The organism is Ensifer sp. ENS10 (assembly GCF_014852025.1).
Classification (GTDB): domain Bacteria; phylum Pseudomonadota; class Alphaproteobacteria; order Rhizobiales; family Rhizobiaceae; genus Ensifer.
This window is the reverse complement of sequence record NZ_JACVAS010000008.1, coordinates 241,341-259,814: the sequence shown is the minus strand read 5'-3', so window position 1 is coordinate 259,814 and position 18,474 is coordinate 241,341. Positions and strand designations below refer to the sequence as shown.

Here is an 18,474-nt window from a genome sequence, read left to right as displayed (position 1 = left end):
GCAGCCCTTTGGGCGGCGAGGTCAACCTTTGACCAGAGAATGCTAGCAAGTGATGCCGTCGCCGGCTGGCGCCGGTTGGGGGAACGCTTTTCATGGTGGACGCAATGGCCTTGCCGCTGGGCACAGATGAGGGACTCGCGGCGCAGGACCGGCGCGCGTCCTTTGCCCTGCCGGGGCTGATGCTGGCGACCGGCGCCTTGATCTGCGCCACTGTCTCGCTGCTCGTTCTTCTCGGATTGACGCCGATACGGCTCGAGCGAAATGTCGTCATCGCCTGCGCTGCCATCAACAGCCTGTTCGTCGTTGGCCTGATCTATCTGATCGCCCGCGAAATCCTGCGGCTGCTACGCGCCCGACGCAAAGGCCGCGCCGCCGCGCGCCTTCACGTGCGCATCGTTGCGCTGTTTTCGATCGTGGCGATCACGCCTGCGGTTCTTGTCGCGATTTTTGCCAGCATTACGCTCGACGTCGGCCTCGATCGCTGGTTTTCGCTGCGGACGCAGGCGATCGTCCGCTCGTCGATCAACGTCGCCCAGGCCTATGTGCTCGAGAATGCCAGCTATCTGCAGGGTCAGACGGTGTCGATGGCCAACGACCTCGAACGCAACCGGCAGCTCTACAGCCTCGACCGCACCGGTTTCACGGAACTCATGACCCGCCAGGCGCGCGGCCGCGGCATGCTTGGGGCATTCCTGGTTCGTGCTGATGGCAGCGCTATAATTCAGGCCAACATCTCCACGGACCGTCCGCTGCCCTCCATTCCGCCGGACGCACTGAAAAGCTCGGTATCCGGTCAACCGACACTGATTCCGCCAGGGGTCACCAACCTTGTCGGGGCCGTTATTCCGCTCGACGACATTCCGGGCACCTATCTCTACACGGTTCGCAATGTCGATCCGGAAGTGATGCGCTCGCTGCGGCTGATGGAAGAGAACACGGCCGAGTACAAGATGCTTGAGGCCGGTCGAACCTTCACGCAGATCGCCTTCGGTGTTCTCTATATCGGGTTTGCGCTCATCGTTCTCCTGGCTGCGATCTGGACCGCGATCGCGGTTGCCGACCGGATCGTCCGGCCCATTCGCCAGTTGATCGGCGCTGCCGACAGTGTCGCCTCCGGCAATCTCGATGTTGTCGTGCCGGTCCGTGCCGTCGACGGCGACGTTGGTAACCTGTCGCGCACCTTCAACAAGATGGTCTCGGAAATCCGCAGCCAGCAGGAACAGATCCTGGAGGCCAAGGACGAAGTCGATCATCGCCGTCGTTTCATCGAGGCTGTTCTTTCAGGCGTGACTGCGGCGGTGATCGGTGTCGGGCGCGATCGACAGATCACCATCGTCAACTCGTTTTCCGAAGAGTTCCTGAAGAAGGCGGCGCCTGAACTCCTCGGCGCGGACCTGCGCACGGTAGCGCCGGAGGTCGAAGAGGTTCTGGTGGAGGCCGAAAGCCGCCATCGCAACGACTACCGCAAGCAGATCAATATCATGCGCAGCGGAACCGAGCGGACGCTGAACGTTCAGGTGACGCGCGAAGAGGGTGGCGAAGCGAACGAATCCTACGTCATCACCATCGATGACATCACCGACCTCGTCATCGCTCAGCGCTCGACCGCCTGGGCCGATGTCGCGCGCCGCATCGCGCACGAGATCAAGAACCCGCTGACGCCGATCCAGCTCTCCGCCGAACGTCTGAAGCGCCGTTATGGCAAGCAGATCAACCAGGAAGACAAGGCTATCTTCGACCAGTGCACCGATACGATCGTGCGCCAGGTAGAAGACATCGGTCGCATGGTCGACGAGTTCTCGGCTTTCGCGCGCATGCCGAAGCCGACCAAGGAAAAGGCGGATCTCCGCACGATCCTGAAGGATGCGATGTTCCTGCGCGAGATGGGCAACAATCACATCGATTTTGTGCGGGACCTCGGCGAAGAGCCGCTCGAGGGCCTGTTCGACGGGCGCATGCTCGGTCAGGCCTTCGGCAACATCGTCAAGAACGCGGTCGAATCGATCGAGGCGGTGCCGGCCGATGCGGCGCGCGGCCATCCGAGGATCGTCGCGCGAGCACGAACCGACGTGGCAACGGGCCGCTTCGTTGTCGATATCATCGACAACGGCAAGGGGCTGCCGACGGAGAACCGGCACAGGATTCTGGAGCCATACATGACGATGCGCGAGAAGGGCACGGGCCTGGGACTCGCCATCGTCAAGAAGATCATTGAGGACCATGGCGGACAATTAGAGTTGCACGACGCGCCAGCCGATTTTGACGGCGGTGTCGGGGCGATGATCCGCGTGGTCCTGCCGCCTGCCGGAGAAACCGGGGGCGAAGACAGTTTGAAGGATAAGGGTGCGAGCGATGGCCGCTGATATTCTGGTTGTGGACGATGAGGAAGATATCCGCGAGATCGTGTCGGGTATCCTCTCTGACGAAGGGCACGAAACCCGCACCGCCTTCGACAGCGACAGTGCGCTGGCGGCGATCAGCGATCGCGTGCCGCGCCTGGTCTTCCTCGATATCTGGATGCAGGGAAGCCGGCTCGACGGCCTGGCGCTGCTCGATGAGATCAAGGGGCGCTATCCGGACCTCCCCGTCGTCATGATTTCCGGTCACGGCAATATCGAGACCGCCGTCAACGCCATCAAGCGTGGCGCCTACGATTTCATCGAGAAGCCCTTCAAGGCCGACCGGCTGATCCTGATTGCCGAGCGGGCGCTGGAAAACTCGAAGCTCAAGCGTGAAGTCTCGGAGCTGAAGAAGAAGTCCGGCGATCCGGTCGAACTGATCGGGACGTCGGTTGCCGTGTCGCAGCTTCGTCAGACGATCGAGAAGGTCGCGCCGACCAACAGCCGCATCATGATCCAGGGGCCGTCCGGATCGGGCAAGGAACTGGTCGCGCGGATGATCCACCGCAAGTCGACGCGGTCGACCGGTCCCTTCGTGGCGCTGAACGCGGCGGCGATCACGCCGGACCGCATGGAAATTGCGCTGTTCGGAACCGAGGGAACGCCGGGACAGCCACGCCGCACTGGTGCGCTCGAGGAAGCCCATGGCGGCATCCTCTATCTCGACGAAATCGGCGAGATGCCGCGCGAGACGCAGAACAAGATTCTGCGGGTGCTCGTCGACCAGCAGTTCGAGCGTGTCGGCGGTACCAAGCGCGTCAAGGTCGATGTCCGGATCATCTCCTCGACCGCCTACAATCTCGAAAACATGATCTCCGAGGGCCTGTTCCGCGAAGACCTGTTCCACCGGCTTGCCGTCATTCCGGTGCGCGTGCCGGCGCTCGCCGAGCGGCGCGAGGATATTCCGTTCCTCGTCGACATGTTCATGCGCCAGGTCAGCGAACAGGCCGGCATTCGTCCGCGCAAGATCGGCGACGATGCCCTGGCCGTGCTCCAGGCCCACGACTGGCCCGGCAACATCCGCCAGCTTCGCAACAACATCGAGCGCCTGATGATTCTTGCCCGCAGCGACGGTCCGGACACGCCGATTTCCGCAGACATGCTGCCGACGGAGGTGGGCGATACGCTGCCGAAGATCTCCGCGCAGGGCGACCAGCACATCATGACGTTGCCGTTGCGCGAGGCTCGCGAAATGTTCGAGCGTGATTATCTGATCGCGCAGATCAACCGATTCGGGGGTAATATTTCGCGCACGGCGGAATTTGTCGGAATGGAGCGGTCGGCGCTGCATCGCAAGCTCAAATCGCTGGGCGTCTGAGGCATTTTTCCGGCCATCGCGGCAGTGCTCCCAGCTGAAAGTACGACATGAAGGTAGTCATTTGTGGTGCGGGCCAGGTGGGGTACGGCATTGCCGAGCGGCTCGCGCAGGAAGATAACGACGTATCGGTGATCGATACCTCGGCGACGCTGATTGCCAACATCACCGAGAGCCTCGACGTGCGCGGCTATGTCGGCCACGGTGCGCATCCGGATGTGCTGGCCAGGGCCGGCGCCGACCAGGCCGACATGCTGATTGCCGTCACGCTCTCCGACGAGGTCAATATCGTCGCCTGTGAAGTGGCCCATGCGATCTTCAACGTGCCGACGAAGGTCGCGCGCATCCGGGCGCAAAGCTATCTCGCGCCCGAGTATTCGAACCTGTTTTCACGTGAGAACGTGCCGATCGACGTCACCATCTCGCCCGAAGTCGAGGTTGGGCGGCTGGTGCTGCGCCGTATTTCCTTTCCCGGCGCGATCGACGTCGTGCGTTTCGCCGAAGATCGTATCGCCATGGTCGCCTTCGAGTGCCTGGAAGATTGCCCGGTCGTCGGCACGCCGCTCCAGCAGCTGAGCGAACTGTTCCCCGATCTGCTTGCAACAGTTACCGGCATCTTCCGCAACGGCAAGGTCATGGCGCCGCATTCGGATGACCAGCTGCAGGCCGGCGATATCGCCTATGTCGTTTGCGACCGGGACCACGCCCGCCGGACCTTGGCGCTCTTTGGCCATGAGGAGCAGGAAGCGCGGCGCATCATCATCTTCGGTGGCGGCAATGTCGGCTACTTCGTTGCCAAGGCCATCGAGGAGCATCAGCCGCGGACCCGGGTGAAACTGATCGAAAGCGATCGCGACCGGGCGGTGGTGATGGCGGATAAGCTGAGCAACACGGTTGTGCTCAACGGTTCGGCGATGGATCAACGGATTCTGGCCCAGGCTGACGTTCAGGATGCCGATCTCGTGGTGGCGCTGACCAACAACGACCAGATCAACATTCTCGGCAGCATGATGGCGAAGCGGCTGGGCGCCAAGTCGACGCTGGTGCTGATCAACGAACCGTCCTATCAGGATTTTGCCGGCACGGCTGGCGTCGACGCCTATGTGAACCCACGTGCCGTTACCATCTCGCGCGTGCTGCAGCATGTCCGCAAGGGGCGCATTCGCGCGGTCTATGCGGTGCAGAAGGGCATGGCCGAGGTGATCGAGGCCGAAGCGTTGGAAACCTCGCCGCTGGTTGGCAGGGCCCTGCGTGACCTCGATCTTCCCGAAGGCATCCGCATCGGTGCACTCTATCGCGACAAGACGTTTATTCGTCCGGACGGCAATACAAAGATCAAGGCGAAGGACCGTGTCGTGCTCTTTGCCACCGCCGATGCCGTACGGCACGTCGAACAGCTTTTCCGCGTCAGCATCCAGTACTTCTAGGGCCGAGATCCATGCCGAGAATTGCCGATGTCAACGGTGCCTACGTGCCGCATGCCGACGCCGGCATCCATATCGAAGACCGCGGTTATCAATTTGCGGACGGCGTCTACGAAGTCTGCGAGATACGCCATGGTTACATCGTCGATCTCAACCGGCATCTCGATCGCCTCGACCGTTCGCTTCGTGAACTGCGCATCGACCGGCCGATGAGCCGGGCGGCGCTCGTGCATGTGATTCGAGAGGTGGTTCGGCGCAACCGGGTCCGGAATGGTCTGTTCTATATCCAGGTCACGCGCGGCGTGGCGCGCCGTGACCATGTGTTTCCGGCCAAGGAGACGATGCCGACGATCGTGGTGACGGCGAAGCGCATCGATGCCGAGGCCATCGCCAAAAAAGCGACGCATGGGATCGCCGCGATCACCGTACCGGAAAACCGCTGGGACCGGGTGGACATCAAGTCCGTCGGGCTCCTTCCCAACGTGCTCGCCCGCCAGAAGGCGAAGGAGGAGGGTGCCCAGGAGGCAATTTTCGTCGATGCCGATGGCACGGTGAAGGAGGGCGCCGCGACCAATGTCTGGATCGTCGATGGCGACGGAACCCTGCGCACGCGTCCGGCCGAGCACGGAATCCTGAAGGGTATCACCCGCACCACCCTGATGGATGTGGCGGGGCCACTTGGGCTCAAGGTCGAGGAGAGAGCGTTCTCGGTCGAGGAAATGCTCGCGGCGCGCGAGGTCTTCATTACCGCTGCCACCAGCATCTGCTTTCCGGTGATTTCGGTGGACGGCAGGCCGATCGGCAATGGGCATCCGGGAAGCATAGCACAGAATATTCGTGAAGCCTTTTTCGGCGTTGCGGAAAAGACATTGATTTGATACCAAACTTAAAGAGGTGTCGGGGAAGGTACTTGTGGCGCCTCTGATTGCAGATATCGACAAAAATGCACCGGCGCGAAACGCCGGCAAATAAGAAAGAAGCGGCGCGATGGCGGAACGTTCTCAAAACTTGCAGGATCTCTTTCTCAACACGGTCCGCAAGCAAAAGATTTCATTGACAATTTTTCTTATCAACGGTGTCAAGCTCACCGGCGTCGTGACGTCTTTTGATAATTTCTGCGTCCTGTTGCGTCGCGATGGCCACTCGCAACTGGTCTACAAGCACGCAATCTCGACCATCATGCCCGGCCAGCCGCTGCAGATGTTCGAGAACGAAGAAGCTGCATCCTGACGGGACGTTAGGCACATTACCAAGCGGGATTCAAAGTCGTCGTCGATCATTCCGGAGCTCGAGAAGCTCCGCGACGACATGCGCGCGGTTGTCATCGTTCCGGTCTTGAAGAAGACCGGAAGGCAGTCCGCAGACATCCTCTCGACTACAACGACGCGTACCGACGAAAGTCGCCTTGAAGAGGCGACCGGTCTGGCGATGGCGATCGATCTGGAAGTCGTGCATGGCGCCATCGTTCCGGTGTCGCAGCCCAAGCCAGGCACGCTGCTCGGCAGCGGCAAGATCGAGGAAATCGGTCACATCCTCGTCGAGCTCGATGCTGGCCTGGTGATCGTCGACCATCCCTTGACGCCGGTGCAGCAACGCAACCTCGAAAAGGAATGGAACGCCAAGGTCATCGACCGGACCGGCCTCATTCTGGAGATTTTCGGTCGCCGCGCCTCCACCAAGGAAGGCACGCTGCAGGTCGATCTCGCCCATCTCAATTACCAGAAAGGCCGCCTGGTTCGAAGCTGGACCCACCTTGAGCGTCAGCGCGGTGGTGGCGGCTTCATGGGCGGTCCGGGTGAAACCCAGATCGAGGCGGACCGGCGCTTGCTGCAGGACCGCATCGTCAAGCTCGAGCGCGAGCTGGAGCAGGTCCGCCGCACCCGGCAGTTGCACCGTTCCAAGCGCAAGAAGGTGCCGCATCCGATCGTCGCTCTCGTCGGCTATACCAACGCCGGCAAGTCCACGCTTTTCAATCGCATGACCGGGGCGGGCGTTCTGGCCGAGGACATGCTGTTTGCGACGCTCGATCCGACACTTCGGCGCTTGAAGCTGCCGCATGGCCGCATGGTCATCCTCTCCGACACGGTCGGGTTCATTTCCGATCTGCCGACGCACTTGGTCGCCGCCTTCCGTGCGACGCTTGAAGAGGTGCTGGAAGCGGACCTGATCCTGCATGTGCGCGATCTCTCCGACCCGGACAACCAGGCGCAGGCAAGTGATGTACTTCGCATTCTCGCCGATCTCGGCATCGACGAGAAGGAAGCCTCCGAACGGCTCATCGAGGTCTGGAACAAGATCGACCGGCTCGATACCGAATCGCGTGAGGCGCTGCAGAGCAAGGCGGCAACCTCGGGCAATACGGTCGCCGTTTCCGCCATCACCGGTGAGGGCGTCGATGAGCTGCTAGGCGAAATTGGTCGCCGCCTGTCAGGCGTGCTGACCGAATGCACCGTCGTGCTCGGCATCGATCAGCTGCAGCTTCTGCCCTGGGTCTATCAGCACGCCATCGTCGATGGCCGTGAGGACCTGGAGGACGGGCGTGTGAGCCTTGAACTCAGGCTGACCGAAAACGAGGCCGCCGATCTGGAACGCCGCCTCGGAAACGGGCCAAAGCCGGTTGAGGAAGACTGGTAAGCCTGCGCTTCCGATTCGCTCACTGTTGACCTCAGCTTTCGCGCGAGGGAACGCATAGGATATATGCGTTCCCGATTGCCTTAGCCGAGTTGCCGCTCGATCGCCTTCGCCGCCTGCCAAAGCTCTTCCATCCGCTCGAGCGTCGCGCCATCCAGCGTCTCGCCGGCGTCGCCGAGTTCGCGCTCGATATGGGCGAAGCGGCGGCGGAACTTGGTGTTGGTTCCGCGAAGGGCCATTTCCGGATCGGTCCCGACATGACGGCCGATATTAACCACCGCAAAAATCAGGTCGCCCAGTTCATCGCTGACCTTGGCGCGGTCCTTTTCGCGCAGCGCCTGGCGCAATTCGCCGATCTCTTCCTCGATCTTATCGAGAATAGGCTCGGGCTCCGACCAATCGAAACCGACCTTGGCAGCCCGTTCCTGCAGCTTTAGGGCCTCGACCAGTGCCGGAAACGAGCGCTGGACCGAGCCGAGATGGCTTGCGGCGGAGTCCGGAAGAAGGCCGCGCTTAGCGCGCTTTTCCTGCCGCTCAGCCTTTTCGGCCTGCTTGATCTCGTCCCACTGCAACTTGACCGCTTCAGGCGTATCGGCCTCGGAGCGGGCAAAGACATGCGGATGGCGGCGGATCATCTTGCGCGTCACCGCTTCGACGACGTCGCCAAAGGCAAAGTCGCCGGCTTCCTCCGCCATCCGGGCATGGAACACCACCTGCAGCAGCAGATCGCCGAGTTCGTCGCAGAGGTCGTGCATGTCGCCGCGCTCGATGGCATCGGCAACCTCATAGGCTTCCTCGATCGTGTAGGGTTTGATCGTCTCGAAGGTCTGGACGATGTCCCAGGGGCAACCGGTTTCCGGCTGCCGGAGCGCGGCCATGATATCGAGCAGGCGTTTTATATCGCGTGAAGGTTCCATGGATCTCAGTTCAGCGGAATGGCGTTGTGATCCTTGCCCGACTGGTAGTTGTCGGAAAGGCTCTGGTAGCGGGCGCGAATGCGCGAATCTTGTTCGGCGAGCCGCGCCTTGGTCACGGGGTCGGCATCCCTGACGAGCGCGGCGATCGAGGCCGAATGCCAGAAGGCATTGTCCTGCGCATAGCCGCCCGGCTCCAGCCGGAAGACTTCCTTCAGGATCTTGAGGTCATGCGGGATCGCAAAGCTGTCACGCGAATCTTCGTGGCTGAAAAAGTAATAGAAATTGTCGAAGCCGGCCCAGGTTATGGCCGAAAGGCACATGGAGCAGGGCTCGTGCGTCGAAAGAAAGATGAGGTCGCGCGTATCGGGCTTCTCGGCCATCTCGTAGAAGCGCTTCAGCGTATGAACCTCGCCATGCCAGAGTGGATTTTCCGTCTCGTTATTGGTTTCGGCCAGCACCAGCGACAGGTCGGATTTGCGCAGGATCGCGGCGCCGAACACCTTGTTTCCGGCGGCGACACCCTTTTCGGTGAGCGGCAGGATATCTTGCTCGATTACGGTCAAAAGCCGTTCGGCGAGGTCCGAATGGGTCATGTCTTGCATCTCCGGCGGGTCAGTGACCGCATTTAACGGAGGTTGCCCCCGCGGCGCAATGGCTGCGGAAGGGCAGGCGTTTTGGTGACCTCGGAGATATTTGCTCAAAATGATGCACCGCCGAGCAAAACAATACGTGCCCGGAAAGGCAATGAAATTTCTGTTCCTTCAAATGTCGTGCCCCATGCGGGATATTCGGCGCAGCCTGTAGAAGGAACCGTTTGCCAGACCATGACGCAGCAGCTCGCCGTTTTCCCAGCATTCTTTCGCGTCGCGCAGAAGCGCGTGGCGGTGTTCGGCAATGGCGACGAGGCCCTTGCCAAAGTGCGGCTGCTCTTGAACACGGAAGCGTCTCTCGTCGTCTTTGCCGATGAGCCTGAAGCGGATTTTGCACAGTATCTGCGCGACCGCGGCGTTGAACATGTTCGGGCTGCCTTCGCAGCCGAGCAGCTTGACGGCGCCATCCTCGTTTTCGCTGCAACCGGCGACGGCGCGGAGGATCGCCGTATTGTCACTTCCGCGCGCGAGCGCAAGATCCCGGCCAACGCCGTCGACCAGCCCGACTATTGCGATTTCTTCACCCCCGCGCTCGTCAACCGCGCGCCGGTCGCCGTTGCCATCGGTACGGAAGGTGCGGGCCCGGTGCTCGCGCAGATGATCCGCGCCCAGATCGATCAGCTTCTTTCGCCGTCGCTCGGAGTCGTCGCCTCGCTCGCGGCAAGCTACCGCGAGGCGGTTGATCGCCTGGTGCCGCGTGGCGTGGCGCGTCGGCTCTTCTGGCGCCGGTTCTTCCAGGGGCCGGTTGCCGATAAGGTCGCCGGCGGTGATCTGGCCGCTGCCCGCCGTGAGGTTTCACGTCTGCTCGATGCGCCCGAGAAGGCGCCGGGCCACGTGTGGCTCGTTGGCGCCGGTCCGGGTGCCGAAGACCTGTTGACCCTGCGCGCCCAGCGCGTGTTGATGGAAGCCGATGCGATCGTCTATGACGCGCTGGTACCGCAGGCGATCGTCGACATGGGCCGCCGTGACGCCGAGCGTCTCTCTGTTGGCAAGCGCAAGGGCTGCCACACTAAGTCTCAAGGTGAGATCAACCAGTTGCTCGTGACGCTCGCGGCCGAAGGCAAGCGCGTGGTTCGGCTGAAATCCGGGGATCCCCTGGTCTATGGCCGCGCTGGTGAGGAAATGGCTGCCCTCCGCGAAGCCGGTATCAGCTACGAGATCGTCCCGGGCATCACCTCCGCCTTCGCCGCTGCCGCTGATTTCGAACTGCCGCTGACGCTTCGGGGTGTCGCATCGTCGCTGGTCTTCACGACAGGTCACGATCTGACTGGCGAGGTCCTACCCGATTGGGCGCGGCTTGCCGTTTCTGGCGCGACGATCGCTGTCTATATGGGTCGCACGGTCGCGGCCTCCGTCGCCGAGCGTCTGATGCAGGCGGGTCTGCCTGCGGAAACCACGGTCGCGGTGATCGAGAATGCCAGCCGCGCGGATCGTCGCCTGCTGCATGGCACGCTCAAGGACCTTCCGGACCTGGAAAACCGGACTGAGCTTTCGGGTCCCGTCATGGTCATCATCGGCGACGCCGTCGCAGGCGCCAACTTCGAGCGGTCCGAGCCGCTGGTCGTCGGCAAGGCACGCGATGCCAAGAGAATCGTTGAAGTCGCCCTGGGGCGTAACGAACAGATTTTGAACTGAGGAAGAGGTCATGGTGAGCAAGGTTTTGACGGCAAACAGGCTTTCGGACGGCATTTCCGTCTGGCTGGATGCTGCGGGCAACTGGGTCGAATCGCTTCAGGATGCCTTCATCGCCCGCCATGCTGAGGCCGTGACGGCGCTCGAAGCCACCGGCAAACAGGCTTTCGACGACAACAAAGTCGTCGATGCCAATGTGGTCGACGTCGAAGAGGTCAACGGCACGCTTCGCCCGCTGCGCATGCGCGAGCGCATTCGTGCCGAAGGCCCGTCGATCCCCTATGCTGCCGGCTACAACGGGCTGGCCGGCCCGAAACACGCTGCCTGAGGAACCGATACCCGATGTACCGTTACGATGAATTCGACCACGCTTTCGTTTCCTCCCGCGTCGAACAGTTCCGCGATCAGGTCGGGCGCCGCCTGAGCGGCGAGCTCGCCGAGGACGCCTTCAAGCCGCTGCGCCTGATGAACGGTGTCTACCTGCAGCTTCATGCCTATATGCTGCGCGTCGCCATTCCCTATGGCACCTTGTCGAGCCGCCAGATGCGCATGCTTGCCCATATCGCGCGCAAGTATGACCGCGGCTACGGCCACTTCACCACGCGCCAGAACATCCAGTACAATTGGCCGCGCCTGTCGGACACGCCGGATATCCTGCAAGAACTGGCAAGCGTCGAGATGCATGCGCTGCAGACGTCAGGCAATTGCATTCGCAACGTCACAGCCGACCATTTCGCCGGTGCGGCTGCCGATGAAGTAGCGGATCCAAGGCCTTACGCCGAAATCTTAAGGCAGTGGTCGAGCGTGCATCCGGAATTCTCGTTCCTGCCGCGCAAGTTCAAGATCGCCGTGACCGGTGCTGAGCGCGACCGCGCCGCGATCCAGGTCCACGACATCGGCCTGCACCTGAAGAAGGACGAGAACGGCCGCATCGGCTTTGCCGTCTATGTCGGCGGTGGCCAGGGCCGCACGCCGATGATCGCCAAGAAGATCCGCGACTTCCTGCCGGAAGAGGATTTGTTGTCCTACACCACGGCGATCATGCGCGTGTACAACCTGCATGGCCGTCGCGACAACAAGTACAAGGCGCGCATCAAGATCCTCGTGCACGAAACCGGTGCCGAGGAGCTGTCGCGTCAGGTCGAAGTCGAGTTCGCGGCGTTGAAGGACACCGAGCTGAAGCTGCCGGAAACCGACATTCAGGCAATCTCCACCTACTTCGCGCCGCCCGCCCTCGAAAACCGCGCCGAGGGCTGGGAAAGCCTTGCACGCTGGAAGAAAACCGATACGGACTTTGCCCGCTGGGTGCAGCAGAACGTGCAGCCGCACAAGCACCCGGACTACGGCATGGTGACGATCTCGCTGAAGCCGATCGGCGGCATTCCGGGTGACGCCAGCGACGCGCAGATGGATGCCGTTGCCGATATCGCCGAGGAATATGCCTTCGACGAAATCCGCGTCAGCCATGAGCAGAACCTCATCCTGCCGCATGTGGCACTGGCCGATCTTGAACCGGTCTACCGTGCGCTCGTTGCCGCCGGTCTCGCCACCGCCAATGCCGGCCTGATCACGGACATCATCGCCTGTCCCGGGCTGGACTATTGCGCGCTCGCCAATGCGCGCTCCATTCCGGTGGCCCAGGAGATTTCGACCCGCTTCGGTTCGCCCGAGCGCCAGGCCGAGATCGGCGAGCTGAAGATCAAGATCTCCGGCTGCATCAACGCCTGCGGTCATCACCATGTCGGCCATATCGGCCTGCTCGGCGTCGAGAAGAAGGGTGCGGAACTTTATCAGATCACGCTCGGCGGCTCCGGCGACGAGAACACGTCCATCGGCGAGATCATCGGCCGCGGCTTTGAGCCGGAGAAGGTGACCGACGCGGTGGAGACGATCGTCGACACCTATCTGGGACTGCGCCGCGACAGGCAAGAGACCTTCCTCGAAGCCTATCGCCGCGTCGGCCCGCAACCCTTCAAGGACGCGCTCTACGGCAGTGCGCAGGAAGCTGCCTGAGGCGCAAGGAACGAACATGACGAAAATCTGGAAGGAAACCGGCTTCGTGGGCGATGATCCCTGGGTCATCGAGACGGAGGAAACCAAGGCAGGCTCGAACGAGAAGGCGATTATCGGCCTCGACGCGTTCCTCGCCAGGGTGGAGACGAGCGACGAAACCGGCCTCGGCGTGGTGATCGCGCCGGCGGACGACGTGACGAAGCTGGCGCCCCATCTCGATCGCGTTGCGCTGGTGGCGGTGGCGTTCCCGGCCTTCAACGACGGCCGCGCCTTCAGCCATGCGTCGCTGCTGCGTTCGCGGCTCGGCTTCGGCGGTGAGGTGAGAGCGGTTGGCGACGTGTTGATCGACCAGATTCCGCTGATGCTGCGCTGTGGTGTCGACAGCTTTGCGGTCAGCAATGCGACGGCTCTTAAGCGCCTAGCAGAGGGACGCCTGCCGGGCATCGCCGTGCACTACCAGCCGACGGCAAAGCCTTCCGCCGACGCGAAATCCTATAGCTGGCGGCGGGTTTCTTAAGTCTCGATCAGCCGCGACAGTGTGAAGCACGCGGAAATCCCCGAAAGCGACTATATTTGGAAGGGATTTCCTTCCCATTGCGCGTGGCTTGGAATATCCGATCATTGTTGATAAACAGGGTCATCATTACAGGACTTTAGCCAGATGAATGCTCCGGCAAAAACGGAAGATTTCGCGATCCAGGCACCGGCAGGCGTTTACGTCGAGACGGTGACGAGCGTTGAGCACTATACGGATCGGCTCTTCCGCTTCCGCATGACCCGCCCTGCCGAATTCCGCTTCCGCTCGGGCGAATTCGCGATGATCGGCCTGATGGTCGGCGACAAGCCGGTCTATCGCGCCTATTCGATCGCCAGCCCTGCCTGGGACGAAGAGCTGGAGTTCTTCTCGATCAAGGTGCCGGATGGCCCGCTGACCTCGCATCTGCAGGGAATCAAGCCCGGCGATAAGGTGCTGATGCGCAAGAAGCCGACCGGCACGCTGGTGCTCGATGCGCTGGTTCCCGGCCGAAGGCTCTACATGTTCTCGACCGGAACCGGTATTGCGCCCTTCGCAAGCCTGATCCGTGATCCGGAAACCTATGAGAAGTTCGAGGAAGTGATCCTCACCCATACCTGCCGCGACGTCGCCGAGCTGAAATACGGCTTCGACCTCGTGGAGGAGATCCGCAACCACGAGTTCCTGAACGAGATCGTCGGCGACAAGCTACGCCACTATGCGACAGTCACGCGCGAGGACTATCCGTTCAAGGGCCGCGTCACCGACCTGATGGTCAACGGCAAGTTCTTCTCCGATCTCGGCCTGCCGCCGCTTGATCCGGCGATCGATCGCGGCATGATTTGCGGCTCGACGGCGATGCTGAAGGACACCAAGGAAATCCTCGAAGCTGCGCGCTTGACCGAAGGCGCCAACAACAAGCCGGCCGAATTCGTGATCGAGCGGGCCTTCGTCGGCTGATCCTTTTTTGTGCAGTCTTATCGTTTGAAGGGCGCGCCTTGGGTGCGCCCTTCGTCGTTTGTGGCGATGCGTGGTGGAGCTATGCATTTGCGGTAGCTCGGCCCTGTCCATTCTGCGTGTCGCGCAGCTTCGCCAAGGGCTATCGTGCCTCCGTAAAACTTCATAACGTGTGCGTGCAGCCATGCAGATTTAGCGCACCAAAAACCAAGCCCGCGCCGTCCTGATGTGAGCCCCGCGGGCTCTGCAGGGAGTGCCCGATGAGCCGCGATACTCGAACAAGCCTTGAGACCAGGATTCGCTGCAAGCCACTGCGTGATCGCATCGCCACGCCGGAAGCGGCGGCCGCGCTCATCAAGGATGGCATGACAATCGGCATGAGCGGCTTCACCAAGGCGGGCGATGCCAAGGCGGTTCCGCTCGCGATGGCCGAACGTGCGGCGCGCGAGAAGTTTCGCATCACGCTGATGACCGGCGCTTCGCTCGGTCACGACATCGACAGGACGTTGACGGAAGCCGGTGTCCTTGCCCGGCGCCTGCCGTTTCAGTCCGATCCCGTTCTTAGGGCCGCGATCAACCGTGGCGAGGTGATGTTCATCGACCAGCATCTCTCGGAAACCGTCGAGCAGTTGCGCTCCGGACAGATCAGCCCGATCGACTATGCGGTGGTTGAGGCGGTGGCAATTACCGAGGATGGCGGCATCGTGCCGTCGACATCGGTCGGCAACTCCGCAAGCTTCGCGATCCTGGCGAAGAAGGTGATCGTAGAGCTCAATCTCAGCCATAGCCCCGAGCTCGAAGGCCTGCACGACATCTACATTCCGGCGAAGCGCCCGAGCCGCACGCCGATCCCGGTCGTTGCTTGCGACAGCCGCGCAGGTTCACCCTACATCCCGGTCGATCCCGAAAAGATCGTCGCTATCGTTGTCACGGAGAAAGAGGACAGCGCTGCGCGCATCTCGCCGCCGGACGCCGAAACCACCGCGATTGCCGGCCACCTGATCGGCTTCCTGCAGGAAGAGGTGCGCAGAGGCCGCCTCGACATGACGCTCAATCCGTTGCAGGCCGGCATCGGCGTCATCGCCAATTCAGTGCTGAGCGGTCTCGTCGACAGTCCCTTCCATGATCTGCGCATGTACAGCGAGGTGCTTCAGGACAGCACGTTCGAGCTCTTCGAGGCAGGCAAGCTGAGTTTCGCCTCGGCATCGTCGATGACGTTGAGCAGCGCTTGGGCCGATCGGGTGTTCCGCAACATCGGCGCCTACAAGGACAAGCTGGTCCTCCGGCCGCAGGAGGTGAGCAACCATCCGGAGATCATTCGCCGCCTGGGTGTCATCGGCATCAACACGGCGCTCGAATTCGATATCTATGGCAACGTCAATTCGACCCATGTCGGCGGCACCGACATGATGAACGGCATTGGCGGCTCTGGCGATTTCGCCCGCAACGCCTTCCTGTCCATCTTCGTCGCCAAGTCGGTTGCCAAGGGCGGCGCCATCTCGTCCGTCGTGCCGATGGTGTCCCATGTCGACCACACGGAGCATGACGTCGATATTCTTGTGACCGAGCACGGACTTGCCGATCTGCGCGGGCTGGCGCCACGGGAGCGTGCGCCCGTCGTTATCAGCAACTGTTGCCACCCGGCCTACCGCGAATTGCTCCTAGACTACTTCGAACGTGCGGTCGCGACCCGCGGTGGCCAGACGCCTCACATCCTTGAGGAGGCTTTCGCTTGGCATGTACGACGCCTGAAGACTGGAAGCATGATGCCAACCGCGTGATTTGAAGGATTTGAAGCGAAGAAATCACTGTGAAAGCAAGTATTTGCGATGATTTCTTCGAGTTCATTCAAGCATCTTCAGGCGTCTGAGAGATAGTTCATCAACTCCGTCATGGCTGCAGACGCACCTGGAGCGTCAGCCCTCTCGATCGCATCGATCACGATGACATGGCGGCGGACGGATCCCACCATCTTCTCGGGAGAGGATGACGCAAACCAGATCCGGCGCGCATGCGTCTGCAAAGGCGCCAGCGCCGCAGTCAGGAAGCGGTTGGGACAGGCCTCCTCCATCAGTTCGTCAAAGACCTTGTCGGCCACGAGGAACCCCTCCATGTCGCCTGCGTCGAGGCGGGCGGCCATCTCCGCGCCGCAAGCCTTCATCGCACTTCTGTCATCGGCGCTCGCGTGTGTCGCTACCAGAGCGGCCGCAAGCGGCTCCAGCTTCTGCCGGGCCTGCATGACATGGACCTGGTCGTCGGGGCGGATCGTGGTGATCTGCAGGCCGACGCGTGGTCGGACATCCATCAGGCCCTGCCAGGCAAGCTTCTGGATCGCCTCGCGAACCGGCGTTCGGCCAAGCCCCGCGAGCTCGATCAATTGTCTCTCGGTGACCAGCGCGCCGGGCTCGAGCTTCAGTGTAACGATGAGGCGTTCGAGCGCGAGGTAGGCGAGGTGAGCATGGGATTGCAGTGACATGCCGTTCCTTTGCTTCTGATATATCAGGAGCTTGCACAATTTTTGAGAAGGAGGCAAGCAAGGCGATCGTCGCATCTCTGTATCGCCCCTCAAGCTGATGCGAGCCTTGAGAAATATAATTAAGCGATCGCTCAAAAATCACGAATTTCAAAGGCATGAATAAAGGAAGCTCATAGGCCGTTTCCAAGGGGATTGATGTTGACGAATGGTAAGGGGCTTGTCAGTCTTCCCCTTGGCAACAACCGTCTGACGTCGGCGTTGAGGGGCGCAAGATGCAAGTGGGCGCGTTTCTGGTCTGGTCGCTGATGGTGCTCGCAGGGCTGCTGGCCGTACCGGCGGTCAGCCACACCAATGCATTGACGACATTCTCGCTGATGGCGTCGTCCGCTGCCTTCGTCGGCATGGCGATCGCCCAGTTCATGGCGACCCGCCCGCCTTTCGTCGAAGCCTTGTTCGGTGGGCTCGATCGCGTCTACCACTTCCACCGGAGGATCGGCATCTCGGTGCTGTGCCTTATCCTCATCCATTATTTCCTGAAACCGGACTTCAAGGGCCTGGCACTGACGAGCGGTTTGAACCAGCTGGCTGCTTCTGCCGGAAAATACGCGTTCTATGGTTTCGTCATCCTACTTGTTCTTAGCATTGTCAAAATCATCCCGAGGACGAAGATCGAGATTCCCTACCATCTCTGGCGCTACACGCACCGTCTGATCGGCCTGCTCTTCGTTCTCGTCGCCTTCCATCAGATGTTCATCAAACGTCCCTATGACGGCACGGCACTTCTGGCGGTTTATCTCAATGCCTTCGCCGCGCTCGGCATCCTGAGCTATGCCTACACCCAGCTTCTGCCGTGGCTCAGAACCCGCGGCTACGAAGTTTTCGAGGTGGCGAAGCATGACGGAGCGACGATGATCACGGCGCGACCGGTCGGACGGCCCATGCGAGCGAAGCCGGGCCAGTTCGGATTCCTGCGTGTCATGAAGCCGGGCCTGCGCGAGCCGCATCCGTTTACGATCGCGGGCATCGAGGCTGACGGTATCGTCCGCTTCGCGATCAAGCCGCTCGGCGACTACACGCAGGCGCTGCGCGATGGTGTCGCGGTCGGTGATCGGCTGAAGCTCGAAGGCGGCTATGGTCGCTTCAACCATCGCCGCGGCGGCAAGAAGCAGATCTGGCTCGCCGGCGGCATCGGCGTCACGCCGTTTCTGGCAATGGCCCGGCACTTGAAGGGCGATGAAGGCCAGGAGATTCACATGGTCTACTGCGTGCGCGACAGGCGCGAAGCGATTGGCCTGGAGACCTTCGAGGGGCAGGCGCAGAAGCTCGGAAACTTCAGTTTTGTCCTGCACGATTCTTCCGTGAACGGGCGCTTGGACGCTGCCAAGCTGGCGACCGGAAGCGCGATCGATCCGGCGGAGGCCGATCTCTGGTTCTGCGGCCCGGCGCCGCTGAGGGAGGCAATCGTCAAAGGCTTGAAAGATCTTGGCAAGAGGCCGCGACGGGTCGAATTCGAGCAATTTCAGTTTCGATAGACAGCAGATTTCAG

The 18,474-nt window shown here is 61.6% G+C and carries 16 protein-coding genes; 13 read left to right on the top strand and 3 right to left on the bottom strand.

What is annotated here, in order from left to right:
- The first annotated feature begins 92 nt into the window (after window positions 1-92).
- From IB265_RS25680 to hflX, 6 genes are all read left to right on the top strand, one after another.
- Window positions 93-2,363 (top strand): PAS domain-containing sensor histidine kinase, encoded by a 2,271-nt coding sequence (locus IB265_RS25680; RefSeq protein ID WP_058320586.1) that lies wholly within the window; start codon window positions 93-95, stop codon window positions 2,361-2,363.
- Complete coding sequence (gene ntrX / locus IB265_RS25675) at window positions 2,353-3,717, top strand: two-component system response regulator NtrX (RefSeq protein WP_057255682.1); 1,365 nt, start codon at window positions 2,353-2,355, stop codon at window positions 3,715-3,717. The genes IB265_RS25680 and ntrX overlap by 11 nt, the downstream gene beginning before the upstream one ends.
- Before the next feature lie 47 nt (window positions 3,718-3,764).
- Window positions 3,765-5,141, top strand: coding sequence for a Trk system potassium transporter TrkA (gene trkA, locus IB265_RS25670; protein WP_057255685.1), 1,377 nt, complete (start codon window positions 3,765-3,767; stop codon window positions 5,139-5,141).
- Between the two features lie 11 nt (window positions 5,142-5,152).
- Complete coding sequence (locus IB265_RS25665; RefSeq protein ID WP_192495286.1) at window positions 5,153-6,016, top strand: D-amino-acid transaminase; 864 nt, start codon at window positions 5,153-5,155, stop codon at window positions 6,014-6,016.
- Window positions 6,017-6,125: 109 nt separating this feature from the next.
- Entirely contained in the window at window positions 6,126-6,368 is a 243-nt protein-coding gene (hfq, locus tag IB265_RS25660) for an RNA chaperone Hfq (RefSeq protein WP_003535434.1), read from the top strand.
- A gap of 78 nt (window positions 6,369-6,446) precedes the next feature.
- A complete protein-coding gene (gene hflX, locus IB265_RS25655) occupies window positions 6,447-7,772 on the top strand; it encodes a GTPase HflX (RefSeq protein ID WP_057255688.1) in 1,326 nt (441 codons plus the stop codon).
- Window positions 7,773-7,852: 80 nt separating this feature from the next.
- On the opposite strand, the gene mazG is transcribed toward hflX, so the two are convergent.
- The gene (gene mazG / locus IB265_RS25650; protein ID WP_057255690.1) at window positions 7,853-8,686 is read right to left on the bottom strand and encodes a nucleoside triphosphate pyrophosphohydrolase; all 834 of its coding nucleotides are present in this window, start codon (window positions 8,684-8,686) and stop codon (window positions 7,853-7,855) included.
- A gap of 5 nt (window positions 8,687-8,691) precedes the next feature.
- Window positions 8,692-9,279, bottom strand: a complete 588-nt coding sequence (locus tag IB265_RS25645; protein ID WP_192495285.1) for a deaminase — start codon at window positions 9,277-9,279, stop codon at window positions 8,692-8,694.
- A gap of 231 nt (window positions 9,280-9,510) precedes the next feature.
- Between IB265_RS25645 and cysG the strand changes: the two genes are divergently transcribed.
- From cysG to IB265_RS25615, 6 genes are all read left to right on the top strand, one after another.
- Complete coding sequence (gene cysG, locus IB265_RS25640; protein WP_192495284.1) at window positions 9,511-10,971, top strand: siroheme synthase CysG; 1,461 nt, start codon at window positions 9,511-9,513, stop codon at window positions 10,969-10,971.
- Window positions 10,972-10,981: 10 nt separating this feature from the next.
- Entirely contained in the window at window positions 10,982-11,296 is a 315-nt protein-coding gene (locus IB265_RS25635; RefSeq protein ID WP_057255696.1) for a DUF2849 domain-containing protein, read from the top strand.
- 14 nt (window positions 11,297-11,310) lie between these two features.
- Window positions 11,311-12,981, top strand: a complete 1,671-nt coding sequence (locus IB265_RS25630; RefSeq protein ID WP_192495283.1) for a nitrite/sulfite reductase — start codon at window positions 11,311-11,313, stop codon at window positions 12,979-12,981.
- Between the two features lie 16 nt (window positions 12,982-12,997).
- Window positions 12,998-13,498 (top strand): DUF934 domain-containing protein, encoded by a 501-nt coding sequence (locus IB265_RS25625; protein WP_058320590.1) that lies wholly within the window; start codon window positions 12,998-13,000, stop codon window positions 13,496-13,498.
- A 144-nt stretch (window positions 13,499-13,642) separates the two neighbouring features.
- The gene (locus IB265_RS25620; protein ID WP_113736719.1) at window positions 13,643-14,455 is read left to right on the top strand and encodes a ferredoxin--NADP reductase; all 813 of its coding nucleotides are present in this window, start codon (window positions 13,643-13,645) and stop codon (window positions 14,453-14,455) included.
- 257 nt (window positions 14,456-14,712) lie between these two features.
- Window positions 14,713-16,233: an acetyl-CoA hydrolase/transferase family protein gene (locus IB265_RS25615; RefSeq protein WP_192495282.1), complete on the top strand. Its 1,521-nt coding sequence runs from the start codon at window positions 14,713-14,715 to the stop codon at window positions 16,231-16,233.
- A 77-nt stretch (window positions 16,234-16,310) separates the two neighbouring features.
- Here the strand turns inward: IB265_RS25615 and IB265_RS25610 are convergent, their stop codons facing one another.
- Window positions 16,311-16,928 carry a GntR family transcriptional regulator gene (locus tag IB265_RS25610; RefSeq protein ID WP_113513027.1) on the bottom strand — a complete coding sequence of 206 codons (618 nt, stop codon included), beginning with the start codon at window positions 16,926-16,928 and terminating at the stop codon, window positions 16,311-16,313.
- A 272-nt stretch (window positions 16,929-17,200) separates the two neighbouring features.
- Here IB265_RS25610 and IB265_RS25605 point away from each other — a divergent pair, with 272 nt between their 5' ends.
- A complete protein-coding gene (locus IB265_RS25605; RefSeq protein WP_057255708.1) occupies window positions 17,201-18,460 on the top strand; it encodes a ferric reductase-like transmembrane domain-containing protein in 1,260 nt (419 codons plus the stop codon).
- Window positions 18,461-18,474 lie beyond the last annotated feature (14 nt).